This is a genomic window from Corynebacterium sp. HMSC05E07 (assembly GCF_001807225.1).
Lineage (GTDB): Bacteria > Actinomycetota > Actinomycetes > Mycobacteriales > Mycobacteriaceae > Corynebacterium > Corynebacterium singulare.
The window spans coordinates 64,678-91,324 of sequence record NZ_KV788207.1 but is presented as its reverse complement, the minus strand read 5'-3'; the positions used below and the strand labels follow the sequence as shown (position 1 = coordinate 91,324).

Here is a 26,647-nt window from a genome sequence, read left to right as displayed (position 1 = left end):
CTCCTTATGTGAGTTTGTAGCTAGACCAGCGGTTGCTGGTCGTCGTCGCAAGAGGTGATTCGTTTGAGTGTTTCGCCCTTGAAGAACCCTGGGTGGGCGAAACGGGTGAACAGCATGAGGATGACGCCTAAGCCCAAGACGGCGACGCTCAAGATGAATACCATGCCGATACCACCGATTTCTGAACCAGATCCGTAGGACGGGTCCATGGAATCGAACGCGGTGATGAAGAACATCATGAGCAAGAATCCGCCGCCGACAGTGGGGAAGAGGAACTTAAATATGATGTTATGCACCGAGCTAAACAATTCCGTTCGGAAGTACCAGATGCAGGCCACGGCCGTGATTCCATAGTAGAAACAGACCATGAGCCCCATGGTAGCGATGGTGTCCCACAGTGCGTTCTCCGAAATGAGACGAGTGACCGCGTAGAACAGAGCTGCTGCAACTGCGGAGACAATGGTTGCTGTCGAAGGAGAGCGGAACCGTGGACTGATCTTTGCAAATGCTGGAGGCAGGGCACGGTAGTAGCCCATCGCCAACAATGTGCGGGCAGGCCCTACCATCGTCGATTGCAGTGAGGCGAATGACGAGGACAAGACGGCAATGTAAATGAGAATCGAGGCCTTACCAAGGACCGGTTCGGAGAGCACTGCGAATATTGATTCCTGGTTCTCTGGGTTGCCCGCACCAAGACCGGTATCTCCGGTGCCCGCCCACGTCACGACAGCGAGCGCCGTGAGGATGTACAACGCGATGATGATGAGCACGGTAATCGTCGCAGCGCGGCCAGGGGTCTTTTCAGGATTCTTGGTTTCCTCATTCATCGTGAGGGTTACATCCCATCCCCAGAACATAAAGATGGAAAGCGAGATACCTGCAGCGATAAGTGAGAAACTACCGATTCCAACGGGGTTGAACCACTCTAGGGAGATCGGCGTGAAATCGAAGCCTCCATTGTTGTAGGCGTTATGGATAGCGACAACGTCGAAAAGCACGATTGCGGAAATCTGAATAACCACAAGGACGTACTGCAGCTTCTGGGTCGAATCCAGGCCGCGGTAGGAAATATAGCCAGCGATGGCGATAAATACGAAGGTAGTGGGGATATTAACCCACAAGTTTCGGGTGAGTTCACCTATCGTCGGGTTATTGAAAAGTTGACCTAGAAGCAGGTAGAAGAAGTCCACAGCAACTGCTGCAAGGTTGGACAGCACAAGGATAGTTGCGGTGATTAGGCCCCAGCCGCCCATCCAGCCTGCCCACGGCCCAAAAGCCTTCGTGGCCCACGTAAATGAGGTACCAGAGTCTGGTACCGCATTGTTGAGCTCACGATAAGCAAAGGCGACCAGCAGCATGGGGATGAAGCCGAGCAGGAGTACCGCTGGGACGTACTGTCCCACTGCGGAAATAGTGGGACCGATACCGGAGGTCAAGGTGTACGTAGGTGCAATGCAGCTAACACCAATGACAACAGCACCTAGCAATCCGACGCGGCCAGTTGCCAAGCCTTTGTCTGAGGCGCCACCTGAGGTCTTGGTGGACGAGTTCGTTGGGGGAGTGGTGGTGGTCATGTGTTCTTACCACCTTTCGGAAGAAGGTTGTTTTCTTCTCCTGCCTGCATGTAGCCGGCGGGAACAACAACCATGGGGACAGGGATCAAACGGAGCATGCGGGATGCTGTCGTGCCGAGGAAAAGACGACCCGGCACGGCCATTCGGGAGGAACCTACAACGGCAATTTCGCCGTCCTCCCAGTCGAGTTTCTCCAAGGCTGCAGCTACATCCTTGCCGGATGCCACCTCGGTTGTGGCGTGGCCTGCATCAAGCATGTGTTGTGCGGAATCGGCTAGTTTGCGGTTGGCGTAGGCGTTAAGTGCGCTGGGCACATCGGTTCCGAGTCCCTGCATGTCAGACTCACCATTGAGGACGAGGGAGACCAAGCGTAGTGGGATTCCACGACGGTGAGCTCGGTCGAGCCCGATGGCAATGACGTCAGAGGTTCCTTGGCGGGGTCCGAAGAATGTGGTGATGCGCCCAATCGGGCCGGGGTGCGAAAATCCGCGTGGGGCAAGCGCAACGGGAACTGGGGCGGAGTGAAGAAGGACGTTGACTGCTGCTCCCATCTGGAAGCGGCCGAACAGACCACCCTTACGAGCTCCGACAACCAGTAGGTCCGCACCTAGCTTCTCAGCGGTCTCACTCAGGGCGGATGCCTCAGACTCGCCGGGAACGATTCGAGCGGTGGCATCGATCCCCTCAGGGACCGCAGCCAAGGCCTCTTCCAGCCAACCGGCGATTTGCTCCTCCAAGATTGATCCATACCCGCGATCGTGCGGGTACACACCGGAGAAAGAGTTCTGTGCCGGTGCGACCATGACGATCTCGAGGCGTACGTTGCGTTCCTTTGCCAAGGCGATACCAAGCTGCAGTGCATCTTTGCCAAAGTCGGTGGCGACGTAACCGATCACAATGCAGCCGCTGGCACCTCGATGAGGAAAACTTGCCGGTGACATATTTACTTCGCTTTCTCAGCGATGGTCAGTGCAGCGATTTCGCCCTGGCGAATGGCACCGTCGACGTGCTGGTAGCCTTCGGCGGCGATGTCAGAGCAGGCGTAGTAAATCGGGCCTGTTGGTTGGTTCTGAAGGTGACCCCAACGGGAGAGTCCACCGAGGTCGTAGGAGGTGGCGTAAGCGCCTCGGGTCCACTCTTCAGCGGCCATATCGGAAAGGTAGAAAGCGATAGGTTCCTTAGTCTTCGGACCGAGGTAGTCTGCCATCGCATCGAGAATTCGGATCTTGCGCTCCTCGGGAGGCAGGTGCCACATCTCTTCAGCGTAGACATCGGAAACAAAGCCCACGAGGGTACCGTAGGTGTCTTCTTCTCCTTCGGCAGACTCGGCAAAGTTCTTGCCGTAGTTGGTGTTGTCATACACTTCCTGAACCAAACGTCCGCCACCGAAACCGGTACCGGAGAGGCCTTCCTCACGCCAGAACGGAGTGTCGTAAACAGCGTGAACCTTAATAACAAGACCCATGGAGATGTGCTGATGGGCGATTTGCTGGTCGCGTGGCATCGGGGGGACGAAAGAGATGCGGTTATACAGGTTCGGCGGCACGGCCAGAACAGCGAAACGAGCCTTGACAGTGACCTTTTCCGAGTAAGCAGTGACGTTACCCGGCTCGCCGTTACCTTCGACTCCATTGCGGACGTCAGCTTGAATCTTGTTGAGTTCATCTGCGGTAGAGGCGTCTGGCTCAGCCCAGTGGAGCTCGCGTACTGGGGTGCCAAGGTGGACGTCTTCGCCTAGGCCCTCGGCCAAAGTAAGGGAGACGGACTGCATACCGCCAACGACGCGCTTATCAAGGATGAAATCTTCATCCACGAGGTTGCTGAAGGATCCTGCGGAGCACGCCATAAGTACTGCTTGCAGGGTGGAGAACGTGTAGGACGGCTTGGTGAGCATGCCGGAGGCGACGTAAATGGAAACGTTGTCGATGGCCTCAGTGTCGTCTGACAGAGTCTCGAGCCAGTTGCGGAAGGAAATGGAGTCCAGCTCCTTAGCGCGCGGGTGTGACCAGGGGTTGGCCGGATCCATCTCAGCGGCGAGCTTGTCCATCATCTCGATCAGTCGGTCCATCTCAGCGATGGTCTTCTCATCGGCGGGAAATACGGTGCCTTCGTACTCGTGGCGGGTGCCGTCCGGTGCGACGTAAATGGACTTGCCCTCGCGGTAGCGCGAGAAGGTCTCGAGGCCGAGCTCGTCTACGAGCTCAATCAGGCGGGTCTGATCAGGGGAAATCCACTGGCCACCCAGCTCGACGAAGTGCTCAACACCTTGGTCGTCCTTGACTTTGCCGTTCCAGGTGCGGCCTCCGACGCGCTCGCGGGCTTCAAGAACGGCAACGCTTAACCCCTTCTTTTTCAAAGTGTGGGCAGCCATGAGGCCAGCCGGGCCGGCGCCGATAACGACGACGTCGCGTTCGATGACCGGGTTATCGGACTTAATGAGGGAGGTCATGATGGGGACTCCGTTCCTGTGGGATGATGGAGGGACAATTAGGCAAAAAATGAATGTGATTCATTTTGTGTCACGTATCACTGTACCGAAGAAACGTAACTCACGACAAGGAAATGAACTGTGACCCGTAGTCGATCAAAGGGACGTCCCACAAAAACACTGGTGACGCGGGAAAAAATAGCAGAGGCCGCTCTCACCATTGTGGGGGCAGAAGGCTACGAAAAACTGACTATGTCGCGCATTGCCCGTGAAATCGGTGTGGGAACCAGTGCGCTCTATAACCACGTTTCGGGGAAAGAAGAGCTCATTACACTTGTCGAAGATGCGGTCATGGAGCAAGTCGACTGTGGCCCTCTCTATGCCGCGCTTGGCGTTGCACCAACGAGCACGCCTTATAAGGCACTTTCCGCTTGGGCCACGTCTTATCGTGATGTCTGTGCTCGGCATACCCCTTTGGTGCAGTTTATCGCCGTCACGCCAATCTCGGGTGCACCGCGAACGATGGAAATGTACGAGCTCGTCGTGCAAGTGTTTAAAAAAGCTGGCTTGTCGGATGAGCGGATCATGCCGCGCATTGTGGCGCTTGAATCCTTTATTTACGGCAGTGCCTACGACGTTCATGCTCCAGAGGAAATTTTTGATATTCCCCCTGAAAATGCCGTCGAGGCACCTCACCTTGTTAGAGCTCGTGAAGCTTTCCTGCCGCACTCTAATGGAGCAGAAGCGGGTAATACAGCGGACCGTAACCCCTATGCCGATGAGTCGTTCCGCCTAGGGCTAGAGGCCTTGCTGGCGGATATCACCACGGCTGAATGCCGGCCCGCTCCCACGCCTCAAGGAACTGCGTCGTTTCCTGCTCATTGGTAATGGACACGCGCACACCTTCGTCGAGATAGCGGCGGATGACTACGCCTTCGTCGAGGATCTTCTTCTCAACTTCGGCAGCGTCGCCGCGGGGAAGCCACACGAAGTTGCCATAGGATTTCTCGGCCCCGAGGGCTTCCGCGACTCGGTCACGTTGGGCTTTGGTCGTAGCGACGGCGTCGAGAAGCTCGTCCTGGTGCTTGAGCACCTCTACAGCGGCCATCTCTGCCATGGCGGTGACCGTTAGGGGCAGGGAGAGTAGACGCAGGGCGTTGATGATCTCGGGGCCGGCTACTGCGTAGCCCACGCGCATGCCTGCGAGACCCCAGGCCTTGGAGAAAGTGCGCACGCCGAGCAAGTTGGGATAACGCAGGTATTCTTCGGTGGAGTCCGGGGTATCGGGGGCATCGTTGTATTCCCAGTAGGCTTCGTCGAGTAGAACGACGACGTCCTTAGGCACGCGGTCCATGAAATCACGGAACTCGGTCCGGGTAATGACCGTGCCCGTGGGGTTGTTGGGATTGCACAGGATGATGAGCCTGGTCTTGTCAGTAAGGGCTTCGAGGGCGGCGTCGAGATCCACGCGGTAGTCGTCCGTCAACGGGGTGAGTACTGGGGTCGCACCGGCCATGCGTACGTAGAGGGGGTAAGCCTCAAAGCTGCGCCACGGCACGATGACCTCATCACCCGTTTGGCAGCATGCGAGGATGGTGGCCTGCAGAATCGGTGTCGAACCAGCAGAGACGAAAATATTGTCCGCGGGTACGTCAAGGTAATTGCACAGAGCGTTGGTTAGTTCCGGGGAGCCGGGTTGCTGATAACGGTTGGTGGTGCGGGCGGCGTCGGCAGCCGCGGCGATGATGTTCTCCGACGGGGAGAAGGCAACCTCGTTGGAGGAGAGCTTGAGGGCATCAGGGTAGTCCTTGCCCACCTTGTATTCAGGGAAGCTGGAGAGATCGCTGCGAAGCATTCACGTTCCTTTCTAAAGCAGGTCCCAGATGGTGACGGCCATGATGAGCACGCCCATACCGAAGACGAAGTAGTTCCACGGGTCGTTACGGAATTTCTTGTAGACGTCGAGTTTCTTGAACATGTACACCGGCACGATGTAGACGATGAACGCCACGAATACACCGGAGACCACGGAGATCATGGAAATGATCGACGGGTTGAACACTGCCACGAGCGTGGTGCCGACAAAGGCAATGAGATAAATGATGTTAAGAACGGTGCGGTGTGAGACCTTCTCTGCCAGCTTCGGGGCGGCTGTCTTGATCAAGTATTCGGTGCCTTCCTCGGTGCCGAGCATGTGTCCGAAGTAGGAGGACACAATGGCGCAGATGACGACGATGGGAGCCATGTAGGCCATGAAGGGAGTGCCGGTGACGTTGGCGAAGTAGGAGAGCACCGGGATGTTTTGCTCGAGGGCCTCATTCATGCCATCCGCGCCCAAGGCAAGGACGCAGGACCACACGAAGAACATGGTGAACACCACGAGGAGGATGGCGGTGTAGAGCTCCGTGCGGGAGACGCGCTTCTCGGTCTTCTCACCGTACTGCGGCTGCATATCGATAGCGAACTGCGAGAGCGCTGCCATGTGGGAGAAAGAAAAGACCAGGACCGGCAGGATGAGGAAAATGCCTTTAAGCATCTGGCCCCAGCCATCAGCGCCGTCGTCGAAGTGGATAAAGCTCTGGAGATCCCAGCGGGGGATGAGGTAAATGGAGGTTACTGCTAGTGCGATGATGAGCGGGTAGACCAGTACCTGGGCCAACCAGATCATGGGCTTGCGGCCGATGGCAAATCCACCGGTCATGACTCCGACGCAGATGGTGGCGAGTAGCCAGCGGTTCAGCGAAGGGCCTCCCAGCTGGTTCACGATGAAGCTATCCACGGCATTGGTGATGGAGACACCGTAAATAAGCACGGTAGAAAAGACCGTAATCCAATACAGCAGGGCGAAGACGACACCTGAGCCCTTGCCCAAGTATTGGGTAACGAGCTCAAGGATGTCCTTGCCATGATCTTCCTGTGGGGCGCCGGCCACGATGCGCGCGTAGGTGCGGTGTGAGAAGTACACCAGCGGCAGGATGAAGACGGTAGCGAAGACGAGCGGCCAGAATCCGAAACCGCCGGCGTTGAGCGGCAGGAAGAGGATTCCGGCGCCCACGGCGGTGCCAAAGAGCGTGATGATCCATGAGGCGGTGGAAGCCGCCGGTCGCTGCTTGGCCACGACATCATCACCGACGCGGTGCTCACCTTCTTTCAGCTCACTGGCAGGCACGGAGGATGCCGCTGAGGGATTATGCGTGGTGCTCATGGTGAGCCTCCTTTAGTCGATGGGCAAGGAAAGATCTTGGTCGGTGATGACGTTGATGAGCGCGGGTACGCCGTCGTTGTTGATGGCAGCTAGGGCGCGGGCGATGGCATCGGGGACTTGAGAGTCTTCGGTGACGAGTTCGCCGTGTGCGCCGAAGCCGCGCGCGACCGCCGCGAAATCCGGGTTCACCAGTTGGGTGCCGGAGACGCGGTCGGGGAAGTGTTTCTTCTGGTGGTCGCGGATAGTGCCGAACTCGCCATTGGACATCACGATGATGAGGAACGGCGCACCATACTGCAGGGCGGTGGCGAGCTCTTGGCCGTTCATGAGGTACTCGCCGTCGCCGGCGATGGTGACCACTGTGCGTTCAGGGAACTGCAGCTTGGTGGCTACAGCGGCGGGGACGGAATAACCCATGGAACCGTTGCGCACGCTGAACTGCGAGGGGTAGACCGTCGAACGAAGGAACCGTTGGGCCCAGATGCAATGGTTGCCGGCGCCGAAGGTGTAGAGGGAGTCTTTGGGCAGTTGCTTGTGGAGGGCCGCAAAGACGGTTTCCATGTGGGCCGTGCCCTCCTTGCCTGCGCGGTACTTGGCGGGCTCAGGTAGGGTTGCGAAGTCTAGGTGGTTCGCATGAGCAGTGTTGAACCACTCCTCGCGCGCCTCCGCGCCCTGGACGCTTAGGCGTTCCAGTGCGTTCGCGAAGGCAACTGGGCTCGCCACGATGTGGCGCTCTAGGGCTACCGAGTGGCCGCGCAAGCTGGTATCGGGGCTGATGACGATGTTGCGGGCATCGGGGGACTGGCGCAGGGTATAGCCGTCGGTAGGGACATCACCCAGTACTGCGCCTACCTCGAGCACGAGGGAGGCTTCCTCCAGCAGTTGTGCTGCGCGTGGATCGCGGCCGTAGCCCAGCCACCCGGCGTTGGCCGGGGACTCGAAAGGCACACGGTCAGCGGCGCGGAAGTCCTGAATGATGGGGATGTGGTTGTCCTCGGCAAACTGGGTAATGGCTGCGGCGGTCTCCGGGGTCCAACGCGGTCCGCCGGCGAATATGAGCGGGCGCTGCGCCTGCGTGAGTTCGCGGCTGAGATGGTTGAGGTCGGCGTCGGAAAGAGCGCCGTCCGCGACCTGGATGGGAGGGTGAATAGTGCCGGTGAACTCGCGGTGGAGGATGTCCTCGGGCAAGCCCACGATCACGGGGCCGGGGCGGCCTTGTTGGGCCTGGAAAAAGGCCTCGGCTACGACACGGGAGGCGCGCTGCGGATCGTCAAGAACGAAGACCTGCTTGGCCTGGGTTCCAAACCAGGCCTTTGGGTCGAACTCCTGAAAGGACTCGCGGTCACGGTCCGAAATGGGGATGAGTCCCACGAATAGCACGAGCGGGGTGGCGTCCTGCCACGCAGTGTGGATACCCACGAAGGCATTGGCCGCGCCGGGGCCGCGAGTCACCATAGCCACACCTGGCTGGCCCGTCGCCTTGCCGTGGGCTTCCGCCATATAGGCCGCTCCGCCTTCTTGACGAGTGACGATGGCCTCGACAGGGGAATCGTAGAGACCGTCGAGGACGGGCAGGAAGCTTTCGCCGGGGACAAGGAACGCGCGGCTGACATTGTGTGCTGCGAGGGATTCGGCAATAGCGGTGCCGACATGTGACATAGAAAACCTCCCGTAGGTTGATGTGGCGATGGTCTCATTATTCTCACTTAATTTTATGTTGTCTAATGTCTAAAAAGCTGGAAACCTATTCCCTAAGGGCATAGGTCGTGCTAAGAGTAGAGAAATGGACATGGTGAAAGCCAGATATTTTCTCGCACTCGCAGACGCCGGCACGGTGACGGCCGCAGCTACGCAGTTGGGAATTACCCAACCGGCGCTCAGTCGCCAGCTGCGTCGCTTCGAGAAGGAACTGGACCTCGAGCTCTTCGCCCGCGCCGGGTCAGCGCTGGTGCTTACAGACGCCGCCCATGCCCTCATCCTCACCTGCCGGCGCCTTCTCGCGGAGTCCGCACGCGCCGGGCAAGCAGTCGATGCCCTGCGCTCGGGCACCGTTGCCGCACTGCGGGTAGCGGCGACACCGACGACAACCTCTACCTTGCTTGCGCCGTTCATTGAAGCAGCGGGTTCCTCTGTTCCCTTGCTTACTACGTTTCCGGTGTCGCACTACGAGGTGTTTGAAGCATTGGAGGGCACTGCCGACCTCGTCATCGCACCCATACCGCCAGGACCCGAGGTTGCCTCGTTGCCGCTCGGCTCAGTTCCTGTTCGTGCTTGGATGCCGCCCACGCACCCCTTGGCGCTGGAGTGTGCTGGATCGGCTGCGGTGGAGGCTGAGCGGTTATTGAAGGAGCGACTTGCCCTTCCCACGCGCCGCAGCGTTTCTCGTGGGGTGCTTGATTCCTTTATTGGAAGGGCAGGCTTGAGCCTCGGCTCTCACGTTGAGTGTGATGACACCGCAACCTTGAGTGCCTTGGCCCGCTCGGGCCAGGCCGTGGCACTGATGACTGAGCTGCAACCGGCGCGACTAGTGGGCTTCGACGTGGTCGATGGTGGAAAGTCTCTGGACGGTGTGCCGCTGGTGGCGGCCTGGTCCCCGGGGCACTACGCGAGGGAGGAGATTGCGCAGATTGCCCGGCGGTTTCGCAGTTTTATTGTGGGATCTCTTCGCTAGAGCTGCTTTCTTGGTGCTGAGCGGTGCACTCCTAGTGGCATTGGATATTACTGCCCTCGTTGCCAAAGATCTGGCTGGATCTTGAGTCAGAGACGATAGCTTCGGCAGATAGGGCAGTTGCTCTGCACTCAGCGGTGCGCCGTGTTAGTTTGGGGCCGAGCTTTCCGGGGGGAATGACATGAAACACGGCATTGTGCGCGGCTTATCTAAAGGTGCGCTTGCAACTCGGGTGCGCCGGGGAGAGATTACGCGTCTCGCCAGGGGGCTCTACGTCTGGGGCAGGCCCGAGCCATTGGAACTATTGAAGCTTTTACAGGAGCACCGGCCATTCCTTAAGGCGACAGGTACAACGGCTGCTCAGGTACTCCTTGGCGAGACCGTCACTTTTCCACTGAGGCTCGCCAGTGTGGAGAGAATGCCGACATCAACCTTTTATGTGCACACACGGGTGAGTGTCGAAAGCTTTGTTACGCTGTCTGGGATCCGGGTCCTTAATCCTCTTGTCGCAATGAAGAAAGTTAGCCCTGAGCTGGGAATTCGCGTTTTTGAGTCCATCTATTCCTCAAAGGCCGGGCGGGCTCGCCTGGATAGTCACCGCGAAGCGCTCAAGGTCACCCCTGTTGCAAGCCAACGGATGCTGGAGCAGGCTGTTTTGTTCACAGACTCTGGTGCGGAGGTCAAGGTGGCCAAGGGATTGAAAAGGCGTGGGCTTAAGGTTGAGTGCAACGTTGTTATCGGCCACTACACCTGGGACATTGTGCTCCCAGCGCTCAAAGTTGCGGTAGAAATCAACGGGATGAAATTTCATTCCCAACAAGAGGCATGGCTGCGGGACCACTGGAAAAACAACGAAGGTGCGCTGATTGGGTGGCTAACGCTGCGCTACACAGGTCATTGCGTGGCGCACCACTTGGACTACGTCATCGACCAGATAGCTAATGCCAGGAATCCCGACTTCGAGAAGCGCTACTTCAAGTTCATCGGCTTCTGGCATGAGGGAGTGTTGCCACCCAAACCAAAACCCTGGGAGTACAGCGAGCACTTGGGATATCTTCCGCCGGACTTGCCTGACCCTCCTGATTACTCAGAGCCATCTAACTGGCCTAGTTGACGAAGTTATTGCCAGATCGTGAACCGGAGGTGGTCTCTTTGGCAGATCGGGTCAGTGTGGAGCGTGATCCTGGCAGTTGACCCTGACAGTAGGTCGCGGACGCTAGGCTGCAATGAGTCCTTCAACAATGAGCGCCAAGGCCGCGCTGATGGCCACCACGAGCACAATGCGATTGAGCACGTTCGCATTGATGAAGCGGTTGAGGTAGCCAGCGGCGATGAGCCCCACAATGGCCACGGGGAGATAGGCTGCGGCGGCGGTGAGCTGCAGCTGGGTGACTTGCCCGTTTACGGCGAGGATGGCCAGGGAGATGAGCGTGCCGATGATGAAGGTGCCGGAGAGCGTGCCGCGCACACGGGCGGGATCGTAGCCTTTGAGCACCAAGGCCATGGGCGGGCCGCCAATTGAGGTCGAAGTACCTAAGAAGCCAGAGGCCACTCCGGCGACAGCGATGTTGCTTGTTGTGCGCTTGGGGGACCAGCCGAGGCTCGACAAGGTCATGGCAAAGATAACGGCGCAGCCAATGAACAGGGATAGCCCACGGTGAGACAGGGAGGCAATCGCCCACGCACCTGCGAGGGAGCCGGGGATGCGCGCGATGGAGGAAATAGCCACAATGTCCCAGGACACGGCTGTGCGCGCCTTGAGCATCGTCGTGGTTGAAATGACAAAAGCCAGCAGGAGGATGAGCGTGGGAACCAGCTCTGGCTTAATCAGCGCCAAGATAGGGGTGGCGATGGTGCCCAGCCCAAATCCGATGGTGCCCTGGCAGATTGTGCCCACGAGGATGAGCACGCCGATGAAGATATAGAGCCAGCTGAACATTGCTCCACTATCTCACGGCGCCACCTAGGCGCGGACGGTGACCTTCTCGTTGTCCGCGATCTCCTTCAAACGGTCCGCCGAGCACAGGCCCGCCACAATGACGGCGGAGCCGCCCGCGGCGAGTGGTTGGAGTACTGCGCGCTCGAAGGAGGAGGTGTCTGTCCAGCCTTGGGAGAGCACGCGTTCAGCGCCCCCTTCGGTGGGGAAGAGCTGCGGGAGAGGTGTGGTTTCCCCGACGAAGTGATCGCCGTAGAAACGGACGGTTGGGCCAAAATCGATGGTGCCGGTGGGGAGCTTACCGCCGGTTTCGGTTACGCCGCGTCCAAAAGGATCTTGAGTAACCAGGACGGTGTCTGCCCCGGGCACTGTGGAGCCTTCAGCACATGCTTCGGGGGAGGTGAAAAGCACCGCGACAGATTCGACAGCCCCAACCGGAGATGCGCCATCGGTCACATCGAAGGGGATACCGGCGGCTAGCGCGCCGAGCGCGATGACCGCTGACTGCCAGGACACGGGCAAATCAATGAGGATACGGGACTCGGCGCCGGGCTCAAGGTCGAGCTCCTCGAGCAACATGTTGGCGATTTTGGAGGTCCAGTTCTCCAGTGTTTGCGCCGAGAAGTCCATGCGGGTGCCATCAGACTCGTTATAGACGCTGAGGCGCGGCGCGGAGGCATCGGCGGACAGGAGATGCTGTAGGAGTTCCATGGCCGCCCATCGTAGGTGGTGAGCACGAAGCCCGCCACGGGGTCTTTAGTTCACGCAGCGCGGGCCATCGCCGCCGGCATCAATTTCAGGTGCCACCTCGGCTGTGCCGAAGTCATCGCCCGGGGTGCCTACCTGCTGGTCTTCGGCCACCTGGTTCGATTCCGCTTCAGCTTCTTGCTCCATGGCGGTGTCATCCTTTGGACCGGCGTAGTCGTCGGTAGCCACAACAATGAAAGTGTCTGGCTCCAGGTTCTCGTTCGCGGTAACCGGCAGGCCACCGAGCTGCTCGGCCAGAGCGAGGGCGCGCTCGTCGGTGGCATCAGCAGCGACAATTTGGGACTCGGTGTAGAGGCCTGATTGCGCGTTGGCGGTGCGTTCGACTGTGTAGCCTACGTTTTTCAGCCACGTGCCGATACCGCCGGCCATGCCGTCGACGGTTCCGGCATTGAGCACGTGGAGGTTGAGGCCCTCAGCCACGGGTTTGTCGCCGTCGTCAGCAGCCTCGTCCGAGGCTTCTTCCTCAGCCTTCTTGTCGTCTTCCGCAGCTTCCTGGGACTTGGCCAGGTCGTCCATGAAGCGATGTACCTCGGCAGCGTCGATGGTGACGACGGACTCGCCATAGTCACCGACGCCGGTAATGGAGGTCACCGGGATTGTCGTAAAGGTGACATTGCCGCCGGCGAGGCCTGCCAGCTGCGTGACAAATCCCATGATGTCCCAGTCATCATCAATGACCACGGAGCGCTCCACCGCATCCGCAATCTTGTTGAGTTTGCCCGGAGAAGTGAGGGTGCCGGAATCCAGAACCTTAGAAGTCAGCGAGGCCATGTAGGCCTGCTGGCGCACGATGCGGTCGAGGTCGCCGCGCGGCAGCTCGTAGCGCTGGCGCACGAAGGACAGGCCCTCTGCGCCGTGCAAGGTCTGGCGCCCAGCCGGGAACTTGGCGCCTGACATCGGGTCGTCCACATCGTCGTTGAGGCAGACGTCGACGCCCCCGACGGCGTCGGTAAGCAGCACGAAGCCCAGAAGGCCCACCTCGGCGTAGTGATCCACGCTGACGTCCGTGAGGGTGCGCACCATGGAAATCAATCCCGTACGTCCCGCCTCCGTGCTGAGCTGCTCCATCTCCTTCTCAGTGTGTGGCGGTTTCTTGCCCTCAGCCTCAGCCTCGGCATTCTCCTGCGTCAACTCCTCCATCGCTGCGGACTTGTGCAGTGCAAAGACGGCGTTGATTTTGGTGTTGCCAAACTCGCTGTCGTGAACGTAGGTATCGCGCGGGATCGACACAGCCGTGGCGCGCGAGCCATCGTTGGGAATGCGGATGACCATGATGGTGTCCGTATTCTCCTCGCCTTCATCCACACCCGCGTGGAGATCCGCCAGCTCCTGCTCAGACAGAGGATTTCCCTTGGCATCAGTGCGGGAGTCCTTGCCCACGAGCAGGATGTCCACTGCGCCGTCGATGCCTTGATCCTTAAACCCCCCGTCGTTGCCCAAGGACAAATTCGAGGCGGAGGAGATGTCATTGCCCAGTTTGCCCACGGTGAAGTAACCCACACCGGAGAGCACGAGGACCACGGCGGAGAGGAAGGCCACGATGGCCTTGAGCGGCGTGGACCCACGCTGGGTTGCGGGTGCGGACTGCGACGGCGCGGCCTGGATGTGGCGGGCGGCGCGCGGGGAGTTCGGGGAAGTCACGGCAACAGTTTAAGTGAGCAAGCGGTCAAAACGTGAAGCAGTGTCGCGAGCGCGTGCGCGCGTCGTCGTTGGGTACGCTCGATGCCATCGTGAAAGATTTACGCAAACCCCTGGCTGTGGTCACGGTGACATTCTCCCCGGGCCGCTACCTCAGTGACTTTTTGGACTCGCTGTGCTTGGCGACGTCCCACCCAACCCTCACCGTTCTTGCCGATAACGGATCGGCCGACGGCGTGCCGGAGGCCGCCGCGCGGGATCATGCGCATGTGGAGTTCCTCGACACCGGAGGAAATAGCGGTTATGGCGCTGGGATGAACGCCGGTGCCCGGTTTGCCCGCACGCGCGGAGTGGATGAGGAGTTTTTCCTTATTGCGAACCCTGACGTGACGTTTAGTGAGGGCTCCCTCGACGAGCTCATAGCGTGTGCGCGTCGCCACCCAGAGGCTGCGGCCGTGGGCCCGCGCATCGTCGAACCGGACGGAACGAATTATCCCTCCGCCCGCGCGGTGCCAACGCTCTTCACGGGCATCGGTCACGCTCTCTTCGGAACCGTGTGGCCCTCTAACCCATGGTCGAAGGCCTACCGCGATGACGCTGACATGGACAATGAACGGCCCGCCGGCTGGCTATCTGGTTCATGTTTGCTCGTACGCTGGGAGGCATTCGATGCAATCGGCGGCTTTGATGAGCGCTACTTCATGTATATGGAGGATGTGGATTTGGGTGACCGCTTCACTCGCGCCGGTTGGAACAACATCTTTTGCCCCTCGGCGGTGATTACTCACGCTAAAGGGCATTCGACGAAGGCTCACCGCGGCGCGATGCTGCGCGCGCACCATGATTCCGCCTACCGTTTTCAGGCGGATCGATACCCACAGTGGTTCGAAGCGCCTTTACGCGCAGTGCTGTGGCTGGGATTGCGGGTACGCGGGCTGGCTTTGAGCGCGTGCCGCGACAACTCCTAGGGCACGCGCCCTATACACTAACGGTGACTTATCTGTGAGAGTTTAAGGATCGATATGACTGAATCAGCGCCCCAGTGGGGATCGACGGCCGATGCCGTCATTCTGGTGGGAGGCCGCGGTACTCGCCTGCGCCCGCTGACGATTGGTACGCCGAAGCCGATGCTGCCGACGGCCAACTACCCCTTCCTTCAGCATCTGTTGGCCCGCATCAAGGAAGCGGGGATTGAGCATGTGGTGCTCTCCACGTCCTTTAAGGCGGAGGTCTTTGAAGAGTACTTCGGTGACGGCTCCGAGCTGGGCCTAGAGATCGAGTACGTGGTGGAGGAGACCGCACTGGGTACAGGCGGCGGTATCCGCAATGTCTACGACAAGCTGCGCCACGACACGGTCATGGTGTTCAACGGTGATGTGCTCTCCGGCATGGACCTCAATGGCATTCTCGATACGCACCATTCCAAGGATGCGGACGTGACGATGCACCTGCTCAACGTGGCTGATCCGCGTGCGTTTGGGTGTGTGCCTACGGATGCTGAAGGGCGCGTGACGGCCTTCTTGGAGAAGACCGAGGACCCACCAACAAACCAGATCAACGCTGGTTGCTACGTATTTAAGCGTGAAGTCATTGAGACCATTCCGGCAAATCGTGTGGTGTCCGTCGAACGCGAGACTTTCCCGCAGCTCCTCGAGTCTGGCCGCCTTGTGGTGGGGCATGTGGACAACTCTTATTGGCGCGATATGGGACGCCCAGATGACTTCGTACGCGGTTCTTCTGACTTGGTACGCGGCATCGCGCACTCGCCGCTGTTGGCTGGGCGCACCGGTGAATCCGTGGTGGATGAGTCTGCGGGTATTGCTGGTGGTGTGCTGTTGCTCTCCGGTACGGCCGTGGGCCGCGGCTCGGTGATTGGTGCGGGCTCACGCCTTGACGGCACAGTTGTTTTTGATGGCGTGACTATTGAACCGGGTGCGATCATCAGCAACTCCATTATCGCGTCGGGTGCGCACATCGGAGCCAATGCGCACATCGATAACTGCGTTATTGGTGAGGGCGCAACGATTGGTGCACGCTGCGAGCTGCAGGGCGGCATGCGCGTCTTCCCGGGCGTGAACCTGCCGGATGCGGGCGTGCGTTTTAGCTCTGACGCTTAACACAGCCCGAGGCGCTGGGAGAGTTTCTCCCAGCGCCTCTTTTTTCTGGCACCACCGCCGTCTGCTCGAGGAGTGACGGAAGGTTTTCGTGGTGCCGGTGAGATCCACGAGAATTGCGCGCATGGGTGGCGACACGCCGTGGAAACCTTGGAATTGTTCACAGGACAAGAGGGTGCCACTATATGTAGTACCCCCGATGTTCACCCCCGCCGTCGGGGTGCTGTGACTGGTGTGAAAGTTGAGGATCGCGTGCTGCGCTTTTGTCGACATTGCGAAAAAATCACTCCTGACAGGTTGACGATATTTAGTGATCCGGTGTGAAATGACATCAGTGTAATCAACGGCACGGCGGGCGCGGCACTGAAAGAAAGTTTCGGTGTAGGGTCGGTGCCACCGACGTGAGAGAGAAACGACCTCGGAGAAAGGAAGCGGCGTGGACGATACAACGAATAACAGCGCTATTCTCCGTGGCGGTGCTGCTGCAGAGATGTCGCTCGATGAACTCTTTGGTGCCGTCGAGCAGGAGTGGCAAGACCAGGCGCTGTGCGCCCAGACGGATCCGGAAGCCTTCTTCCCGGAAAAGGGAGGCTCGACGCGTGAGGCCAAGCGCATCTGCCAGGCCTGCGCTGTGCGTGATGAATGCCTTGAATATGCACTGGAGCACGATGAGCGCTTTGGAATTTGGGGCGGATTGTCAGACCGCGAGCGCCGCCGATTAAAACGCGAAGTCGGCTAGCGCAGCGGATCTGGTAGTGCAGCATCTTCACCTCCCTCGGCACCTTTGCTTCCTGCAGAGTGTCGGGGGAGGTTTGCGTTTTACCAGCTGAAGCGTGGATCGATATCCTCAGGGTCTACATTGAGGTAGTTGGCTACAAGGGCGGTGAGGACGGTAGCGAGTAGCTCCTCGCGCTCCTGAGCTGAGCGCACGCGTTCTTCCACGGGCATACGGAAAATGACGAGGCGGGCACGCGTAGGCTGCCCCGCTGAATCAACGCCAGCCGGCACAATGCGTCCCAAGGGGATGGGGCCATCCGCGATGATCTCATCTGGCATCACCGTCATATCTACAGACAGGCGCATGCGAGGCACAGTGTCGACGGCGAGATCTAGGCCCGCGAGCTGTTCGGCGAAGGCGTTCTGAATGGGGGCATAGGCTTCAAGCACCGCCATGTCGAAGCGCTCGGCGCTGCTGCGATAGCGCGGTGTTGCATGCGGCAGCAGTGGCCCACGGGCGCCGCGGCCGTGGCGGTGGCGGGCCGGGCGAATGTGGGGGCGAGGCGTGGTCATGCGGCTTAGTTTAAGGCGCACTGGCATCCCTTCGTCATGGGGCGCGCCGCGTGGGACTATCTAAATCTCAAGTTTGGGTTTAGACTTGGGCCCGTGAATAGCTCCCGCCGTTGCTCCCGCCCCGGCTGCGGCCGCCCCGCCGTGGCGACGTTGACCTATGCCTACGCTCAGCAGACTGCCGTCGTGGGCCCGCTTTCTGAGGACACCGATCCCCATGCCTGGGACCTGTGTGAGAAGCACAGTGAGCGCATTACGGCACCACAAGGGTGGGAGATGGTGCGCGTCGACCGCATTGAGCTCGATGAGGATGATGATCTCACCGCGCTGGCTGAGGCCGTGCGTGAGGCCGGCCGTGTGACCACCGGGCTTGTCGACGATTCCACGACTGGCTCTGGCGCAGATCCCATTGATTACTCCGCCAACTTTGATGGTGCAGACCCGCGTAACTCCAACCATCCAGTCTTCCGCACTCGCCGTGTTCATGACGCTCGTCAGCGCCGCCGCGCACACCTCACGGTAGTGCCGGACGCCGACTAACCGGACTGCACAGGGGGGCACGGGTATGCTTGTGGGCTATGCGAACTCGTGAACAGCTCAATGCAGTGATTAAAGCCTATGACGTCCGCGGCGTCGTGGGCGAGGATATCGACGAAACTTTCGTGCGCGATACTGGCGCGGCCTATGCTGCGATTCTCCGCGGTGAAGGTGAGAGCACCGTAGCGGTGGGCCATGACATGCGCCCATCCTCCCCACAGCTGGCTGCTGCCTTCGCTGAGGGTGCCGCCGGCCAAGGCGTCAACGTCATCATGCTGGGACTGACCTCCACCGATGAGCTCTACTTTGCAGCTGGTGACCTGAACTGTGCGGGGGCAATGTTTACCGCCTCGCACAACCCAGCTAAGTACAACGGCATCAAGCTGTGCCGCGCGGGAGCGGTGCCGGTGGGCCAGGAGACTGGTTTGGAGCAGATCAAGGACATGCTGATTGAGGGCACCCCTGCCTTCGATGGCGAGCCTGGCTCCATTGCCAAGCGTGAAGTGCTGGGTGACTATGCAGCTTTCCTCCGCGGTCTGGTCCCGTTGGAAAACTCGCGCCCGCTCGTGGTCGCCGTGGATGCTGCCAACGGGATGGGCGGCCACACCGTCCCAGCAGTGTTTGAGGGACTGCCTTTTGACGTGCGTGATCTGTACTTTGAACTGGACGGAACCTTCCCCAACCATGAGGCCAATCCGCTGGATCCGAAGAACTTGGTAGATCTGCAGAAGTTCACTGTTGAACAGAAGGCTGACATTGGCCTGGCTTTTGATGGTGACGCGGACCGATGCTTTGTCGTGGATGAGAAGGGTCAGCCGGTTTCGCCGTCTGCAATCTGTGCGTTGGTGGCTGAGCGCTACCTAGATAAGTTCCCCGGCGCCACGGTCATCCACAATCTCATTACGTCGAAGACGGTTCCGGAACTCATCGCAGAGAAGGGTGGCACAGCGGTGCGCACTCGCGTGGGGCACTCCTTCATTAAGGCACAGATGGCTGAGCACCAGGCGGTCTTTGGTGGTGAGCACTCGGCTCATTACTACTTCCAGGAATTTTGGAATGCAGATTCCGGCATGCTTGCGGCTATGCACGTGCTGGCAGCGCTGGGTGAGCAGGATAAGCCGCTGAGCGAGCTCATGGCGCAGTACTCGCGCTACGAGGCCTCCGGTGAGATCAACTCGACCGTGGATGACCAGAAGGCAACGACACAGCGCGTGCTCGATGAGCTGGCGGACAAGATTGAGTCCGTCGACGAGCTCGATGGTGTCACCGTTGAACTTAAGGGGACCGATGCTTGGTTTAATGTGCGGGCCTCTAACACGGAGCCGCTGCTGCGGCTCAACGTTGAAGCCAAGACCGAGGACGAGGTTCAGGCCATCGTTGACGAGGTGCTGGGTATCATTCGCGCCTAGCGCGAGGGCATGAGCCTTCACGCGCAGTCCTTGAGACAAGAACTGCCCTAACTGACGAGCTTCTCCGCGTTAATTGTGGCGGAAGCGAGAGTTTCGTCAGATAGGGCAGTTTTAGTTCGGGTACGGCCGTAGCGTTGGCGGAGAGGGGGCTGGCGAAGGAGGCTGGGCTGTGGGCCCATCCTTGAGACAGCAGCCTAGTCGCCGCGCGAGTTGAGAACCATCTCTTCCCACTCGACAAACTTCTTGCGCTCGCGGCCCTCGGCCTCACCCAAAGCGCGCTCGGCGGCGTCGAGCTTCTTCCAGCCTTCCCAGGTCAGGTGTTCGAGTCCCTTGGACTCGAAGAGGTCGACGATGTCCTCGTCACGGGAGTGGGAGAGGTTGCCCGCTTCGGCGTCATCAAGCAGCATGCCGATGGTCTCCGTCGCATCGGACTTGGTGTTACCGATAAGCCCCACCGGACCGCGCTTGATCCAGCCGGTGGTGTAAAGGCCCGGCACGATGGTGCCGTCGAGGTCAATGACGTGGCCACCGTCGTTGTTAATGACGTTCTTCTGCGCATTGAAAGGCACGCCGTCGATGGCATCGGAGCGGTAGCCCACCGCCAGGTAGACGGCCTGTGCCGGCCACTCGGTGAACTTGCCGGTTCCGGAGACGGAACCGTCGCCGTTGAGCGCGGTACGTTCGGTCTTTACTGCGGTAACCTTGCCGTTCTCCCCGATGAACTCCACCGGCTGCTCAAAGAGGTGAATCTGCAGGGTGTGCGGGGCATCCTTGGGTTCGCGGATGGCGTAGCCCTCGAGAGTCTGGCACACGAGGTCGCAGGACTTTGCTTCCTCGCGGGCCTTGAGGGAGGCCTCGTCGTAGTCGATGTCCTCCGGGTCCACCACCACGTTGATGGTGGGGGAGTGGTCGAGCTCCTTGAGCTCCAGCGGGGTGAACTTTGCCTGAGCCGGGCCGCGACGGCCGAAGACGCGCACGGTGGTGGCCTGGTTCTTGGCCAGAGATTCGTAGACGTTATCCGAAATCTCGGTGGATTCCTTGAGCTCGTCACCGGTCTTGGCCAGGATTCGGGCGACGTCAAGGCCCACGTTGCCCACACCAATGACGGCAACTTCTTCGGCGGAGAGATCCCAGGAGCGCTCGAAGCGCGGGTTGCCGTCGTAGAAGCCAACGAACTCACCGGCGCCGTGTACGCCTTCAAGATCAGAGCCGGGGATGGACATGCCAAGGTCGCCGACGGCGCCGGTGGCGAAGACGATGGCGTCGTAGTACTCCTCCAGCTCAGCCACGGTGACATCGCGGCCGACGGTGATGTTGGACAGCAGTCGAATCTGTTCGCTATCGAGCACACGGTGCAGGGAATTGACGATTCCCTTAATGCGCGGGTGGTCCGGGGCCACGCCGTAGCGGATGAGGCCGAATGGTGCTGGCATCTGCTCGATGAGATCGATCTGAACGTTGCCGCCGGTCTTCTTAATCAAGATATCGGAGGCGTAAATGCCGGCCGGGCCGGCACCAATGACGGCTACTTTCAGGGGCTGCTGGGTCATGGATGGCCTTTCGGAGTGTTGTGCTAACTAACGAAAGCTTAGGTCTTAAACAAGCGTGGGGTTTATTGAACCGGCTTGTCTGCTCAAGGGCAACTGTGCCTAATTACATTCGGAGAACATTGTGGCATAGACGCAGCGTGCTTTGCATATTGCCGCGAAAATAAAAAAGACTGCTTTGTCTGTTCTGTCTAGACCGGTAGGTTTTCACTATCCGACGAAAGGCAGCAGACTATGACCACCGCCACAAAGCGACCGGCCCGCGCGAAGAAGCCCGAAGGACAGTGGAAGATTGATGGCACCTCCCCACTCAACGGGGATGAAGAGATTAAGCAGGCCGATGAGGCGCTCGCTGTACGTCAGCGTGTCATTGACATCTACTCCAAGGAAGGATTTTCCTCGATTCCCGCGGAGGATCTCGCTCCGCGCTTTAAGTGGCTCGGCCTTTACACCCAGCGCAACCAGAACCTTGGCGGTGAAATGACCTCGAAGCTCTCCAACGCAGAGTTGCAGGATGAGTACTTCATGATGCGCGTGCGTTTTGACGGTGGCGTAGCGGATCCCGCCAAGCTGCGCGCAGTGGGTGAGATCTCTCGAGATTATGCGCGCTCCACCGCGGATTTCACCGACCGCCAGAATATTCAGCTGCACTGGATTCAGATCGAGAATGTCCCCACCATCTGGGAGAAGCTGCGCTCCGTTGGGCTGGATACTCTGTTGGGCTGTGGTGACGTGCCCCGCGTTATTCTGGGTTCCCCCGTGGCGGGCGTGGCCGTTGACGAGATTATCGATGCCACCCCGGCTATCGAGGAGATTAAGAACAATTACCTTCCGCGCGAAGAGTTCCACAACCTGCCGCGCAAGTTCAAGACCGCTATTTCCGGTAATGCTCGTCAAGACGTGACCCACGAGATTCAGGACATTGCTTTCGTCGGTACCAATCATCCTGAGCACGGCCCTGGCTTCGATTGCTTCGTGGGAGGTGGCCTGTCCACCAATCCAATGCTGTCGCAGTCCCTGGGCGCGTGGATTCCGCTCGAGCGCGTCCCCGAGGTCTGGGCCGGTGTGGCCCGCATCTTCCGTGATTATGGTTTCCGCCGCAACCGTAACCGTGCACGCCTGAAATTCCTCGTGGCGCAGTGGGGCATTGAGAAGTTCCGCCAGGTGCTGGAGGACGAGTACTTGGATGAGCCGCTTCTCGACGGCCACCCCCTCCCCGTTGCCCCCGGCAACCGCGATCACGTGGGCGTGCATCGCCAGAAGGATGGCAAGTTCTACGTCGGCGTGAAACCAACCGTGGGCCATGCCACGGGTGAGCAGCTCATTGCCATCGCAGATGTGGCCGAGAAGTTCGGCATCACCCGCATTCGCACCACTCCGATGAAGGAACTGCTCTTCCTTGATGTGGAGGAAAAAGACATCCCGGAGCTGTCTCGTGCACTCGATGAGACGGGCTTGTACTCGCAGCCCTCAGAGTTCCGCCGCGGTGTCATTTCTTGCACCGGCCTGGAGTTCTGCAAGTTGGCGCACGTGACCACCAAGGCCCGCGCTATCGAGCTTGTTGACATTCTCGAAGACACCCTGGGTGATCTGGATGTGCCAATCTCCATTGCCCTCAACGGCTGCCCGAACGCCTGCGCCCGTTCGCAGGTCTCTGACATCGGCCTCAAGGGCCAGATCGTCACCGATGAAGACGGCAACCGTGTCGAAGGTTTCCAGGTGCATCTCGGTGGCGCGCTGGGGCTGTCCCCGGACTGGGGCCGCAAGCTGCGTGGACACAAGGTCATTGCTGATGAAGTTCCGGAGTATGTCATCCGGCTGGTGAGTAAGTACAAGGAGCAGCGCGAAGACGGCGAAGAGTTCCGCCACTGGGTCTTGCGCGCCGAGGAGGAGGATCTGCAGTGAACTTCCGCCGCCAGCCCAACCCTAACCGCAATCATCCGGCCCATTGCCCCTACTGCGCCGGTACGGATCTCTTCCCGGATGAGGAAGATGACTTTGCCTGGAAGTGCCAGGAGTGCTTGCGCATCTTCTCGCTGCGATTCCACGGTCAGGATGATGCCCCGGTAGCCCCTGCACCGGCGCTCTCTGCGAACGAGGCGCTCAAGCGCTCCTTGGCTCGCCGCGGCCACTCCACCGCGCCCAAGGACTAAAGACTGAAGAAGGAGGGCCGCCATGACCGCATTGATTACCCTGTCGCACGGCTCGCGCCACCCTGAGGCCGCGTCAAGCGTGGAGGCCTTGACCCGCGCTGCGGGGGTGCTCACTGGCGTGCCTGCTGTGGCAGCGCATCTGGAGTTCAACACTCCAACTCTGGAGGCCGCAGCTCAGGGATTGGCTGCGCGCGGTGAGCGCGAGGCAGTCGTCGTGCCATTGCTGTTCACCGAGGGCTATCACCAGCGCGTGGACGTTCCCGCTGCGCTCGACAGCGCCTCCGCGTCGACCGGGCTCATCCTTCACCGAGCACGGGGGCTCGGTACCGGTGAGGACATGGCCCAACTGCTGGCTACGCGAGTTCCCGAGGAAGCCAGCAAGGTCATGGTGTATTCCGTGGGTTCTTCTGATGCGAGTGCCAATGCCGCGGTGGCCCGACTCGCGCGCCGCGTGGGCGAGATTGCCGGGTGTGAATGCTCTGCTGCCTATGCCACGGGCCCTAAGGCCGTCGCCGAACAGAACTTTTCACCGCGCGAGCATGGGGAGGTTGTCGTACCCTTATTTGTTAGCCCTGGACTCTTGCTTGACCGCCTCGATGGTGGCTTGACCACGGCTTCGCAACGTCAGGTGCTCCCGCCGCTCGGGACAGCCCTTGCGGAGATTGTCTCCCAGCGCTATCAGGAGGTGGCCCATGCGTAGTCTCATACTTATCGCTCTCGCGGGGGCTGCGGCGCAGCTTGTCGACGGCGGCATTGGCATGGGCTTCGGTGTCACCTCCACCACCATTCTGCTGCTCGCGGGCTTGGGTCCGGCCACGGCCTCCGCCGTGGTGCATACCTCCGAGCTGGGCACGACGCTCGTCTCTGGAATCAGTCACTGGCGCTTTGGCAATGTACATTGGCCGACAGTGCTCAAGCTGGGCGTTCCCGGAGGAATCTCAGCCTTCCTGGGTGCGACATTACTGTCGAATCTGTCGCTCGAAGCGGCAGCTCCCGTCACCTCGGCCATCCTCGTCATCATGGGCATCAATCTGGTGTGGCGTTTTTCTCAGCCGCGCCGGAAGAAGCCCCTGACAGCCCGCTCGCATTCCACGCCTTTCCTCGCCGGTCTTGGCGTGGTTGGCGGCTTCGTCGACGCCTCCGGGGGCGGCGGATGGGGGCCGATTTCCACCTCGACGCTCTTGGCGGTGGGCAGTGAGCAGCCTCGCCGCATCGTCGGCACGGTCAACACCGCTGAGTTTCTTGTTACTTTCGGTGCGACCGCAGGGTTCCTGGTCGGCCTCTGGGAACAGATCGTGGCCAATGCCGCGGCCGTTGTGGCACTGCTGATCGGTGGCACCATCACCGCGCCAATCGCGGCGTGGCTCATCTCGCGCGTGAACCCCACAGTGCTGGGCGGGCTTGTGGGCACTGCCATCGTCACGCTCAACGTGCCTAGAGCCTTGGGCTGGGCGCTGCCGCATCCGGCCATCCTTGGTCTTCAAATCGCGGCGCTCGTCGTGGGCGTGGGCCTCTCCGTGTGGGCGAGCCGGCGCCGCACCCGCTGTGAGCGTGAGGGGAATCAGGACGGCCGTCACGCACCGGCGCGCGGCGGTAGCCGAGTTGTGGTTTCTTCAGAGCCAGAAGCTGCCGAATCGACGGAACCGGTGGGTGTCAACGCTGACTAAAGCCCAGCAACCTCGCCAATGACGATGACGGCCGGCGGGGCCACCGCTTTGTCCTCCATCGTGGAACCAAGCGTGGAGAGCTGGCAGCTAAAAACGCGCTCCTCAGCGAGGGAGCCTTCTTGGATGATGCGCACGGGGGTGTGGGGCGGGAGGGAGGCGTCGATAAGCGCTGCGGCAATGGCTGCGGCATTCTTCACCCCCATGATGACGGACAGGGTTGCTCCCGACTGTGCCAAGGCGGCCCAATCCACCAGTGACTTCGGGTGGCCCGGCGGGAGGTGGCCGGAAACCACGGTGAGAGCATGGACCATGCCGCGATGCGTGACCGGGGTCCCGGCCAACGCCGGGACGGCCACGGCCGAGGTGACGCCGGGGATAACCTCCACGGGAATACCCGCGTCCGTGAGTGCTGTGAGCTCCTCAAAGCCGCGTCCGAAGACATACGGATCCCCGCCCTTGAGGCGCACCACGCGGCGGCCTGCTCGAGCCTGTTCAATGAGGATCTCGTTGATGCGCTCCTGAGCCACCTGCTTGCGGTAGGGGATCTTGGAGACGTCGATAAGCTCCTTGGCGTCAATGTCACACAACCGATCCAGCTGTGCGGTAGGGCCGAGATGATCCGCCACAATAACGTCTGCGGCCTGCAGAGCGTGCATGCCGCGCACGGTGATGAGGTCCCACGCGCCCGGGCCGCCGCCGACAAGGACTACCGGATGAATGCTCATGGCCACTCATCCTAGCTATGCTCGGGCTCATGACTTCCTATGACCCCGAAACCGTGCGCTTCTTCGACGTTGCCCACGAAGGAGCCCAAGCCCGTGTCGTGGCCTCTGCTGTGCCCGACCTCGCTCGAGTCCTGGGCGGAATGCGCCCGCGGTCCCTCGTCATCCTTGCCGCAGACCAGATTTCGCGCGCCGCCGCGCACGTAGCCGTGGGCCTAGCCGAGCCAGCGGATGTGCCCATCATGGTCAGTGAGTCTTTGCCGCGCTTTACAGGCGCACTGGATGTTGTCGTTGTAGCAGGGGAGAGCCTGTGGGCAGAGCGCGCGCTCCATGATGCAGCGCGGCGCGGCGCAACCACCGTGCTTGTCGACGTCCTAGAGGACCCACCTGAAGACACCATCGTGATCGATGCTCTGCCCACAACAGAAGGAGTCTCCCCAGTACGAGCTATCACCGCGCTCCACGCGGTGCAGGCAGTACTGAGCGAAGACCCAGAGTTGGTGGCACGCCGTCTCGACGACGTTGCAGACGCAATCGACCGCGAGATTGACGCGCTGTCCCCGCACCGCGATGCCACCACCAACCCTGGGCGAGCCCTGCGTGAGTTCGCGGAGGGCGGGCGCGTCGTTCACAGCAGCGGGGTGGACCCCTATGGTTTCTCGGACGAACGCACCCGCGTGGACCTCGGTGCGCTCGTTGCCCGCATGGCAGGCGCACTCTGGTCAGTTCATGGCCTCGGCGGCACCGTCGTGGATGCGGAAGGTGTGGGGCCACTTCTTAAGGACGCGCCGACAGATATCTTCTACGACCCGTTTGAGGACGAGGAGCCTTTGGTACCCTTGAAAATTGTTTTATGGGGCCAGGAAGAGGCGAACCTGCCCCATTCCTTCGCTGCAGCGAGCGCCGACCCCGACTGTGGAGATGTGGCTCGCGCGCTGCAGTTGATTACGCGGAGTTATGCCGCGACCGCCTATGACGTGAAATAGAGGATGTC

25 protein-coding genes are annotated in these 26,647 nt (G+C 60.2%); 13 read left to right on the top strand and 12 right to left on the bottom strand.

The genetic code is table 11. The annotated features are described in order from the left end of the window. Positions 1 to 20: 20 nt before the first annotated feature. From HMPREF3149_RS02215 to HMPREF3149_RS02205, 3 genes are read right to left on the bottom strand one after another with little or no spacing between them, the layout of a single operon-like run. Positions 21 to 1,574, bottom strand: a complete 1,554-nt coding sequence (locus tag HMPREF3149_RS02215; protein ID WP_070536243.1) for an APC family permease — start codon at positions 1,572 to 1,574, stop codon at positions 21 to 23. After that, the gene (locus tag HMPREF3149_RS02210; RefSeq protein WP_236684022.1) at positions 1,571 to 2,470 is read right to left on the bottom strand and encodes a universal stress protein; all 900 of its coding nucleotides are present in this window, start codon (positions 2,468 to 2,470) and stop codon (positions 1,571 to 1,573) included. The genes HMPREF3149_RS02215 and HMPREF3149_RS02210 overlap by 4 nt, the downstream gene beginning before the upstream one ends. A gap of 47 nt (positions 2,471 to 2,517) precedes the next feature. Next, positions 2,518 to 4,023 (bottom strand): flavin monoamine oxidase family protein, encoded by a 1,506-nt coding sequence (locus tag HMPREF3149_RS02205; RefSeq protein ID WP_070536241.1) that lies wholly within the window; start codon positions 4,021 to 4,023, stop codon positions 2,518 to 2,520. Positions 4,024 to 4,143: 120 nt separating this feature from the next. Here HMPREF3149_RS02205 and HMPREF3149_RS12885 point away from each other — a divergent pair, with 120 nt between their 5' ends. After that, the gene (locus HMPREF3149_RS12885; protein ID WP_246819920.1) at positions 4,144 to 4,890 is read left to right on the top strand and encodes a TetR/AcrR family transcriptional regulator; all 747 of its coding nucleotides are present in this window, start codon (positions 4,144 to 4,146) and stop codon (positions 4,888 to 4,890) included. Here the strand turns inward: HMPREF3149_RS12885 and HMPREF3149_RS02200 are convergent. Genes HMPREF3149_RS02200 through HMPREF3149_RS02190 form a run of 3 tightly spaced genes read right to left on the bottom strand, consistent with a single transcriptional unit; the run spans position 4,823 to position 8,866 of the window. Continuing rightward, on the bottom strand, positions 4,823 to 5,857 hold the full coding sequence (locus HMPREF3149_RS02200) for a histidinol-phosphate transaminase (protein WP_070536239.1): 1,035 nt from the start codon (positions 5,855 to 5,857) through the stop codon (positions 4,823 to 4,825). The genes HMPREF3149_RS12885 and HMPREF3149_RS02200 overlap by 68 nt on opposite strands. Positions 5,858 to 5,869: 12 nt before the next feature. Then, on the bottom strand, positions 5,870 to 7,207 hold the full coding sequence (locus HMPREF3149_RS02195) for an aromatic amino acid transport family protein (protein WP_042529750.1): 1,338 nt from the start codon (positions 7,205 to 7,207) through the stop codon (positions 5,870 to 5,872). 12 nt (positions 7,208 to 7,219) lie between these two features. Further along, positions 7,220 to 8,866 carry a thiamine pyrophosphate-dependent enzyme gene (locus tag HMPREF3149_RS02190; protein WP_070536237.1) on the bottom strand — a complete coding sequence of 549 codons (1,647 nt, stop codon included), beginning with the start codon at positions 8,864 to 8,866 and terminating at the stop codon, positions 7,220 to 7,222. Positions 8,867 to 8,996: 130 nt separating this feature from the next. On the opposite strand from HMPREF3149_RS02190, the gene HMPREF3149_RS02185 reads away from it, so the two are divergent. Both HMPREF3149_RS02185 and HMPREF3149_RS02180 read left to right on the top strand, forming a co-directional pair. Next, positions 8,997 to 9,878, top strand: coding sequence for a LysR family transcriptional regulator (locus HMPREF3149_RS02185; protein WP_246819919.1), 882 nt, complete (start codon positions 8,997 to 8,999; stop codon positions 9,876 to 9,878). Positions 9,879 to 10,056: 178 nt separating this feature from the next. Next, positions 10,057 to 10,989, top strand: coding sequence for a type IV toxin-antitoxin system AbiEi family antitoxin domain-containing protein (locus HMPREF3149_RS02180; protein ID WP_070536234.1), 933 nt, complete (start codon positions 10,057 to 10,059; stop codon positions 10,987 to 10,989). Positions 10,990 to 11,091: 102 nt separating this feature from the next. On the opposite strand, the gene HMPREF3149_RS02175 is transcribed toward HMPREF3149_RS02180, so the two are convergent. From HMPREF3149_RS02175 to HMPREF3149_RS02165, 3 genes are read right to left on the bottom strand one after another with little or no spacing between them, the layout of a single operon-like run. Further along, positions 11,092 to 11,814 carry a sulfite exporter TauE/SafE family protein gene (locus tag HMPREF3149_RS02175; RefSeq protein WP_070536232.1) on the bottom strand — a complete coding sequence of 241 codons (723 nt, stop codon included), beginning with the start codon at positions 11,812 to 11,814 and terminating at the stop codon, positions 11,092 to 11,094. A gap of 24 nt (positions 11,815 to 11,838) precedes the next feature. Beyond that, a complete protein-coding gene (locus HMPREF3149_RS02170; protein WP_070536230.1) occupies positions 11,839 to 12,522 on the bottom strand; it encodes a TIGR03089 family protein in 684 nt (227 codons plus the stop codon). A gap of 45 nt (positions 12,523 to 12,567) precedes the next feature. After that, the gene (locus HMPREF3149_RS02165) at positions 12,568 to 14,220 is read right to left on the bottom strand and encodes an LCP family protein (protein ID WP_083280743.1); all 1,653 of its coding nucleotides are present in this window, start codon (positions 14,218 to 14,220) and stop codon (positions 12,568 to 12,570) included. Positions 14,221 to 14,288: 68 nt separating this feature from the next. On the opposite strand from HMPREF3149_RS02165, the gene HMPREF3149_RS02160 reads away from it, so the two are divergent. The 3 genes from HMPREF3149_RS02160 (at position 14,289) to HMPREF3149_RS02150 (ending at position 17,070) form a co-directional block, all read left to right on the top strand. Further along, positions 14,289 to 15,185, top strand: coding sequence for a glycosyltransferase family 2 protein (locus HMPREF3149_RS02160; RefSeq protein WP_070536339.1), 897 nt, complete (start codon positions 14,289 to 14,291; stop codon positions 15,183 to 15,185). A 54-nt stretch (positions 15,186 to 15,239) separates the two neighbouring features. Next, positions 15,240 to 16,334, top strand: coding sequence for a mannose-1-phosphate guanylyltransferase (locus HMPREF3149_RS02155; RefSeq protein ID WP_070536228.1), 1,095 nt, complete (start codon positions 15,240 to 15,242; stop codon positions 16,332 to 16,334). A gap of 433 nt (positions 16,335 to 16,767) precedes the next feature. Then, the gene (locus HMPREF3149_RS02150) at positions 16,768 to 17,070 is read left to right on the top strand and encodes a WhiB family transcriptional regulator (RefSeq protein WP_042529766.1); all 303 of its coding nucleotides are present in this window, start codon (positions 16,768 to 16,770) and stop codon (positions 17,068 to 17,070) included. Positions 17,071 to 17,150: 80 nt separating this feature from the next. Here the strand turns inward: HMPREF3149_RS02150 and HMPREF3149_RS02145 are convergent, their stop codons facing one another. Continuing rightward, positions 17,151 to 17,621 carry a metallopeptidase family protein gene (locus HMPREF3149_RS02145; RefSeq protein WP_042529768.1) on the bottom strand — a complete coding sequence of 157 codons (471 nt, stop codon included), beginning with the start codon at positions 17,619 to 17,621 and terminating at the stop codon, positions 17,151 to 17,153. Positions 17,622 to 17,714: 93 nt separating this feature from the next. Here HMPREF3149_RS02145 and HMPREF3149_RS02140 point away from each other — a divergent pair, with 93 nt between their 5' ends. After that, positions 17,715 to 18,158 (top strand): DUF3499 domain-containing protein, encoded by a 444-nt coding sequence (locus HMPREF3149_RS02140; RefSeq protein WP_083280742.1) that lies wholly within the window; start codon positions 17,715 to 17,717, stop codon positions 18,156 to 18,158. A 38-nt stretch (positions 18,159 to 18,196) separates the two neighbouring features. After that, positions 18,197 to 19,564, top strand: a complete 1,368-nt coding sequence (locus HMPREF3149_RS02135; protein WP_070536226.1) for a phosphomannomutase/phosphoglucomutase — start codon at positions 18,197 to 18,199, stop codon at positions 19,562 to 19,564. A gap of 194 nt (positions 19,565 to 19,758) precedes the next feature. Here the strand turns inward: HMPREF3149_RS02135 and HMPREF3149_RS02130 are convergent, their stop codons facing one another. Then, positions 19,759 to 21,114, bottom strand: a complete 1,356-nt coding sequence (locus tag HMPREF3149_RS02130; RefSeq protein WP_042529772.1) for an FAD-dependent oxidoreductase — start codon at positions 21,112 to 21,114, stop codon at positions 19,759 to 19,761. A gap of 231 nt (positions 21,115 to 21,345) precedes the next feature. Between HMPREF3149_RS02130 and HMPREF3149_RS02125 the strand changes: the two genes are divergently transcribed. The 4 genes from HMPREF3149_RS02125 to HMPREF3149_RS02110 are packed head-to-tail and all read left to right on the top strand — an operon-like array spanning position 21,346 to position 24,931. After that, positions 21,346 to 23,016 carry a nitrite/sulfite reductase gene (locus HMPREF3149_RS02125; protein ID WP_070536225.1) on the top strand — a complete coding sequence of 557 codons (1,671 nt, stop codon included), beginning with the start codon at positions 21,346 to 21,348 and terminating at the stop codon, positions 23,014 to 23,016. Then, positions 23,013 to 23,264 (top strand): hypothetical protein, encoded by a 252-nt coding sequence (locus tag HMPREF3149_RS02120; RefSeq protein WP_070536223.1) that lies wholly within the window; start codon positions 23,013 to 23,015, stop codon positions 23,262 to 23,264. Before HMPREF3149_RS02125 ends, HMPREF3149_RS02120 begins: the two co-directional genes overlap by 4 nt. A 22-nt stretch (positions 23,265 to 23,286) precedes the next feature. Further along, a complete protein-coding gene (locus HMPREF3149_RS02115) occupies positions 23,287 to 23,964 on the top strand; it encodes a sirohydrochlorin chelatase (RefSeq protein WP_070536222.1) in 678 nt (225 codons plus the stop codon). Beyond that, entirely contained in the window at positions 23,957 to 24,931 is a 975-nt protein-coding gene (locus tag HMPREF3149_RS02110) for a sulfite exporter TauE/SafE family protein (protein WP_070536220.1), read from the top strand. Before HMPREF3149_RS02115 ends, HMPREF3149_RS02110 begins: the two co-directional genes overlap by 8 nt. On the opposite strand, the gene cobA is transcribed toward HMPREF3149_RS02110, so the two are convergent. Then, positions 24,928 to 25,656 carry a uroporphyrinogen-III C-methyltransferase gene (gene cobA / locus HMPREF3149_RS02105; protein ID WP_070536219.1) on the bottom strand — a complete coding sequence of 243 codons (729 nt, stop codon included), beginning with the start codon at positions 25,654 to 25,656 and terminating at the stop codon, positions 24,928 to 24,930. The two genes, HMPREF3149_RS02110 and cobA, sit on opposite strands and share 4 nt — an antisense overlap. A gap of 29 nt (positions 25,657 to 25,685) precedes the next feature. Here cobA and HMPREF3149_RS02100 point away from each other — a divergent pair, with 29 nt between their 5' ends. Next, positions 25,686 to 26,639 (top strand): exopolyphosphatase, encoded by a 954-nt coding sequence (locus HMPREF3149_RS02100; protein WP_239180552.1) that lies wholly within the window; start codon positions 25,686 to 25,688, stop codon positions 26,637 to 26,639. Positions 26,640 to 26,647 lie beyond the last annotated feature (8 nt).

Excerpts from the sequence above, each read along its gene's own strand:
- HMPREF3149_RS02215 (WP_070536243.1), bottom strand. The coding sequence starts at position 1,574 with ATGACCACCACCACTCCCCCAACGAACTCGTCCACCAAGACCTCAGGT.
- HMPREF3149_RS02205 (WP_070536241.1), bottom strand. The coding sequence starts at position 4,023 with ATGACCTCCCTCATTAAGTCCGATAACCCGGTCATCGAACGCGACGTC.
- HMPREF3149_RS02200 (WP_070536239.1), bottom strand. The coding sequence starts at position 5,857 with ATGCTTCGCAGCGATCTCTCCAGCTTCCCTGAATACAAGGTGGGCAAG.
- HMPREF3149_RS02195 (WP_042529750.1), bottom strand. The coding sequence starts at position 7,207 with ATGAGCACCACGCATAATCCCTCAGCGGCATCCTCCGTGCCTGCCAGT.
- HMPREF3149_RS02190 (WP_070536237.1), bottom strand. The coding sequence starts at position 8,866 with ATGTCACATGTCGGCACCGCTATTGCCGAATCCCTCGCAGCACACAAT.
- HMPREF3149_RS02185 (WP_246819919.1), top strand. The coding sequence starts at position 8,997 with ATGGTGAAAGCCAGATATTTTCTCGCACTCGCAGACGCCGGCACGGTG.
- HMPREF3149_RS02180 (WP_070536234.1), top strand. The coding sequence starts at position 10,057 with ATGAAACACGGCATTGTGCGCGGCTTATCTAAAGGTGCGCTTGCAACT.
- HMPREF3149_RS02175 (WP_070536232.1), bottom strand. The coding sequence starts at position 11,814 with ATGTTCAGCTGGCTCTATATCTTCATCGGCGTGCTCATCCTCGTGGGC.
- HMPREF3149_RS02170 (WP_070536230.1), bottom strand. The coding sequence starts at position 12,522 with ATGGAACTCCTACAGCATCTCCTGTCCGCCGATGCCTCCGCGCCGCGC.
- HMPREF3149_RS02155 (WP_070536228.1), top strand. The coding sequence starts at position 15,240 with ATGACTGAATCAGCGCCCCAGTGGGGATCGACGGCCGATGCCGTCATT.
- HMPREF3149_RS02145 (WP_042529768.1), bottom strand. The coding sequence starts at position 17,621 with ATGACCACGCCTCGCCCCCACATTCGCCCGGCCCGCCACCGCCACGGC.
- HMPREF3149_RS02135 (WP_070536226.1), top strand. The coding sequence starts at position 18,197 with ATGCGAACTCGTGAACAGCTCAATGCAGTGATTAAAGCCTATGACGTC.
- HMPREF3149_RS02130 (WP_042529772.1), bottom strand. The coding sequence starts at position 21,114 with ATGACCCAGCAGCCCCTGAAAGTAGCCGTCATTGGTGCCGGCCCGGCC.
- HMPREF3149_RS02125 (WP_070536225.1), top strand. The coding sequence starts at position 21,346 with ATGACCACCGCCACAAAGCGACCGGCCCGCGCGAAGAAGCCCGAAGGA.
- HMPREF3149_RS02115 (WP_070536222.1), top strand. The coding sequence starts at position 23,287 with ATGACCGCATTGATTACCCTGTCGCACGGCTCGCGCCACCCTGAGGCC.
- HMPREF3149_RS02110 (WP_070536220.1), top strand. The coding sequence starts at position 23,957 with ATGCGTAGTCTCATACTTATCGCTCTCGCGGGGGCTGCGGCGCAGCTT.
- cobA (WP_070536219.1), bottom strand. The coding sequence starts at position 25,656 with ATGAGCATTCATCCGGTAGTCCTTGTCGGCGGCGGCCCGGGCGCGTGG.
- HMPREF3149_RS02100 (WP_239180552.1), top strand. The coding sequence starts at position 25,686 with ATGACTTCCTATGACCCCGAAACCGTGCGCTTCTTCGACGTTGCCCAC.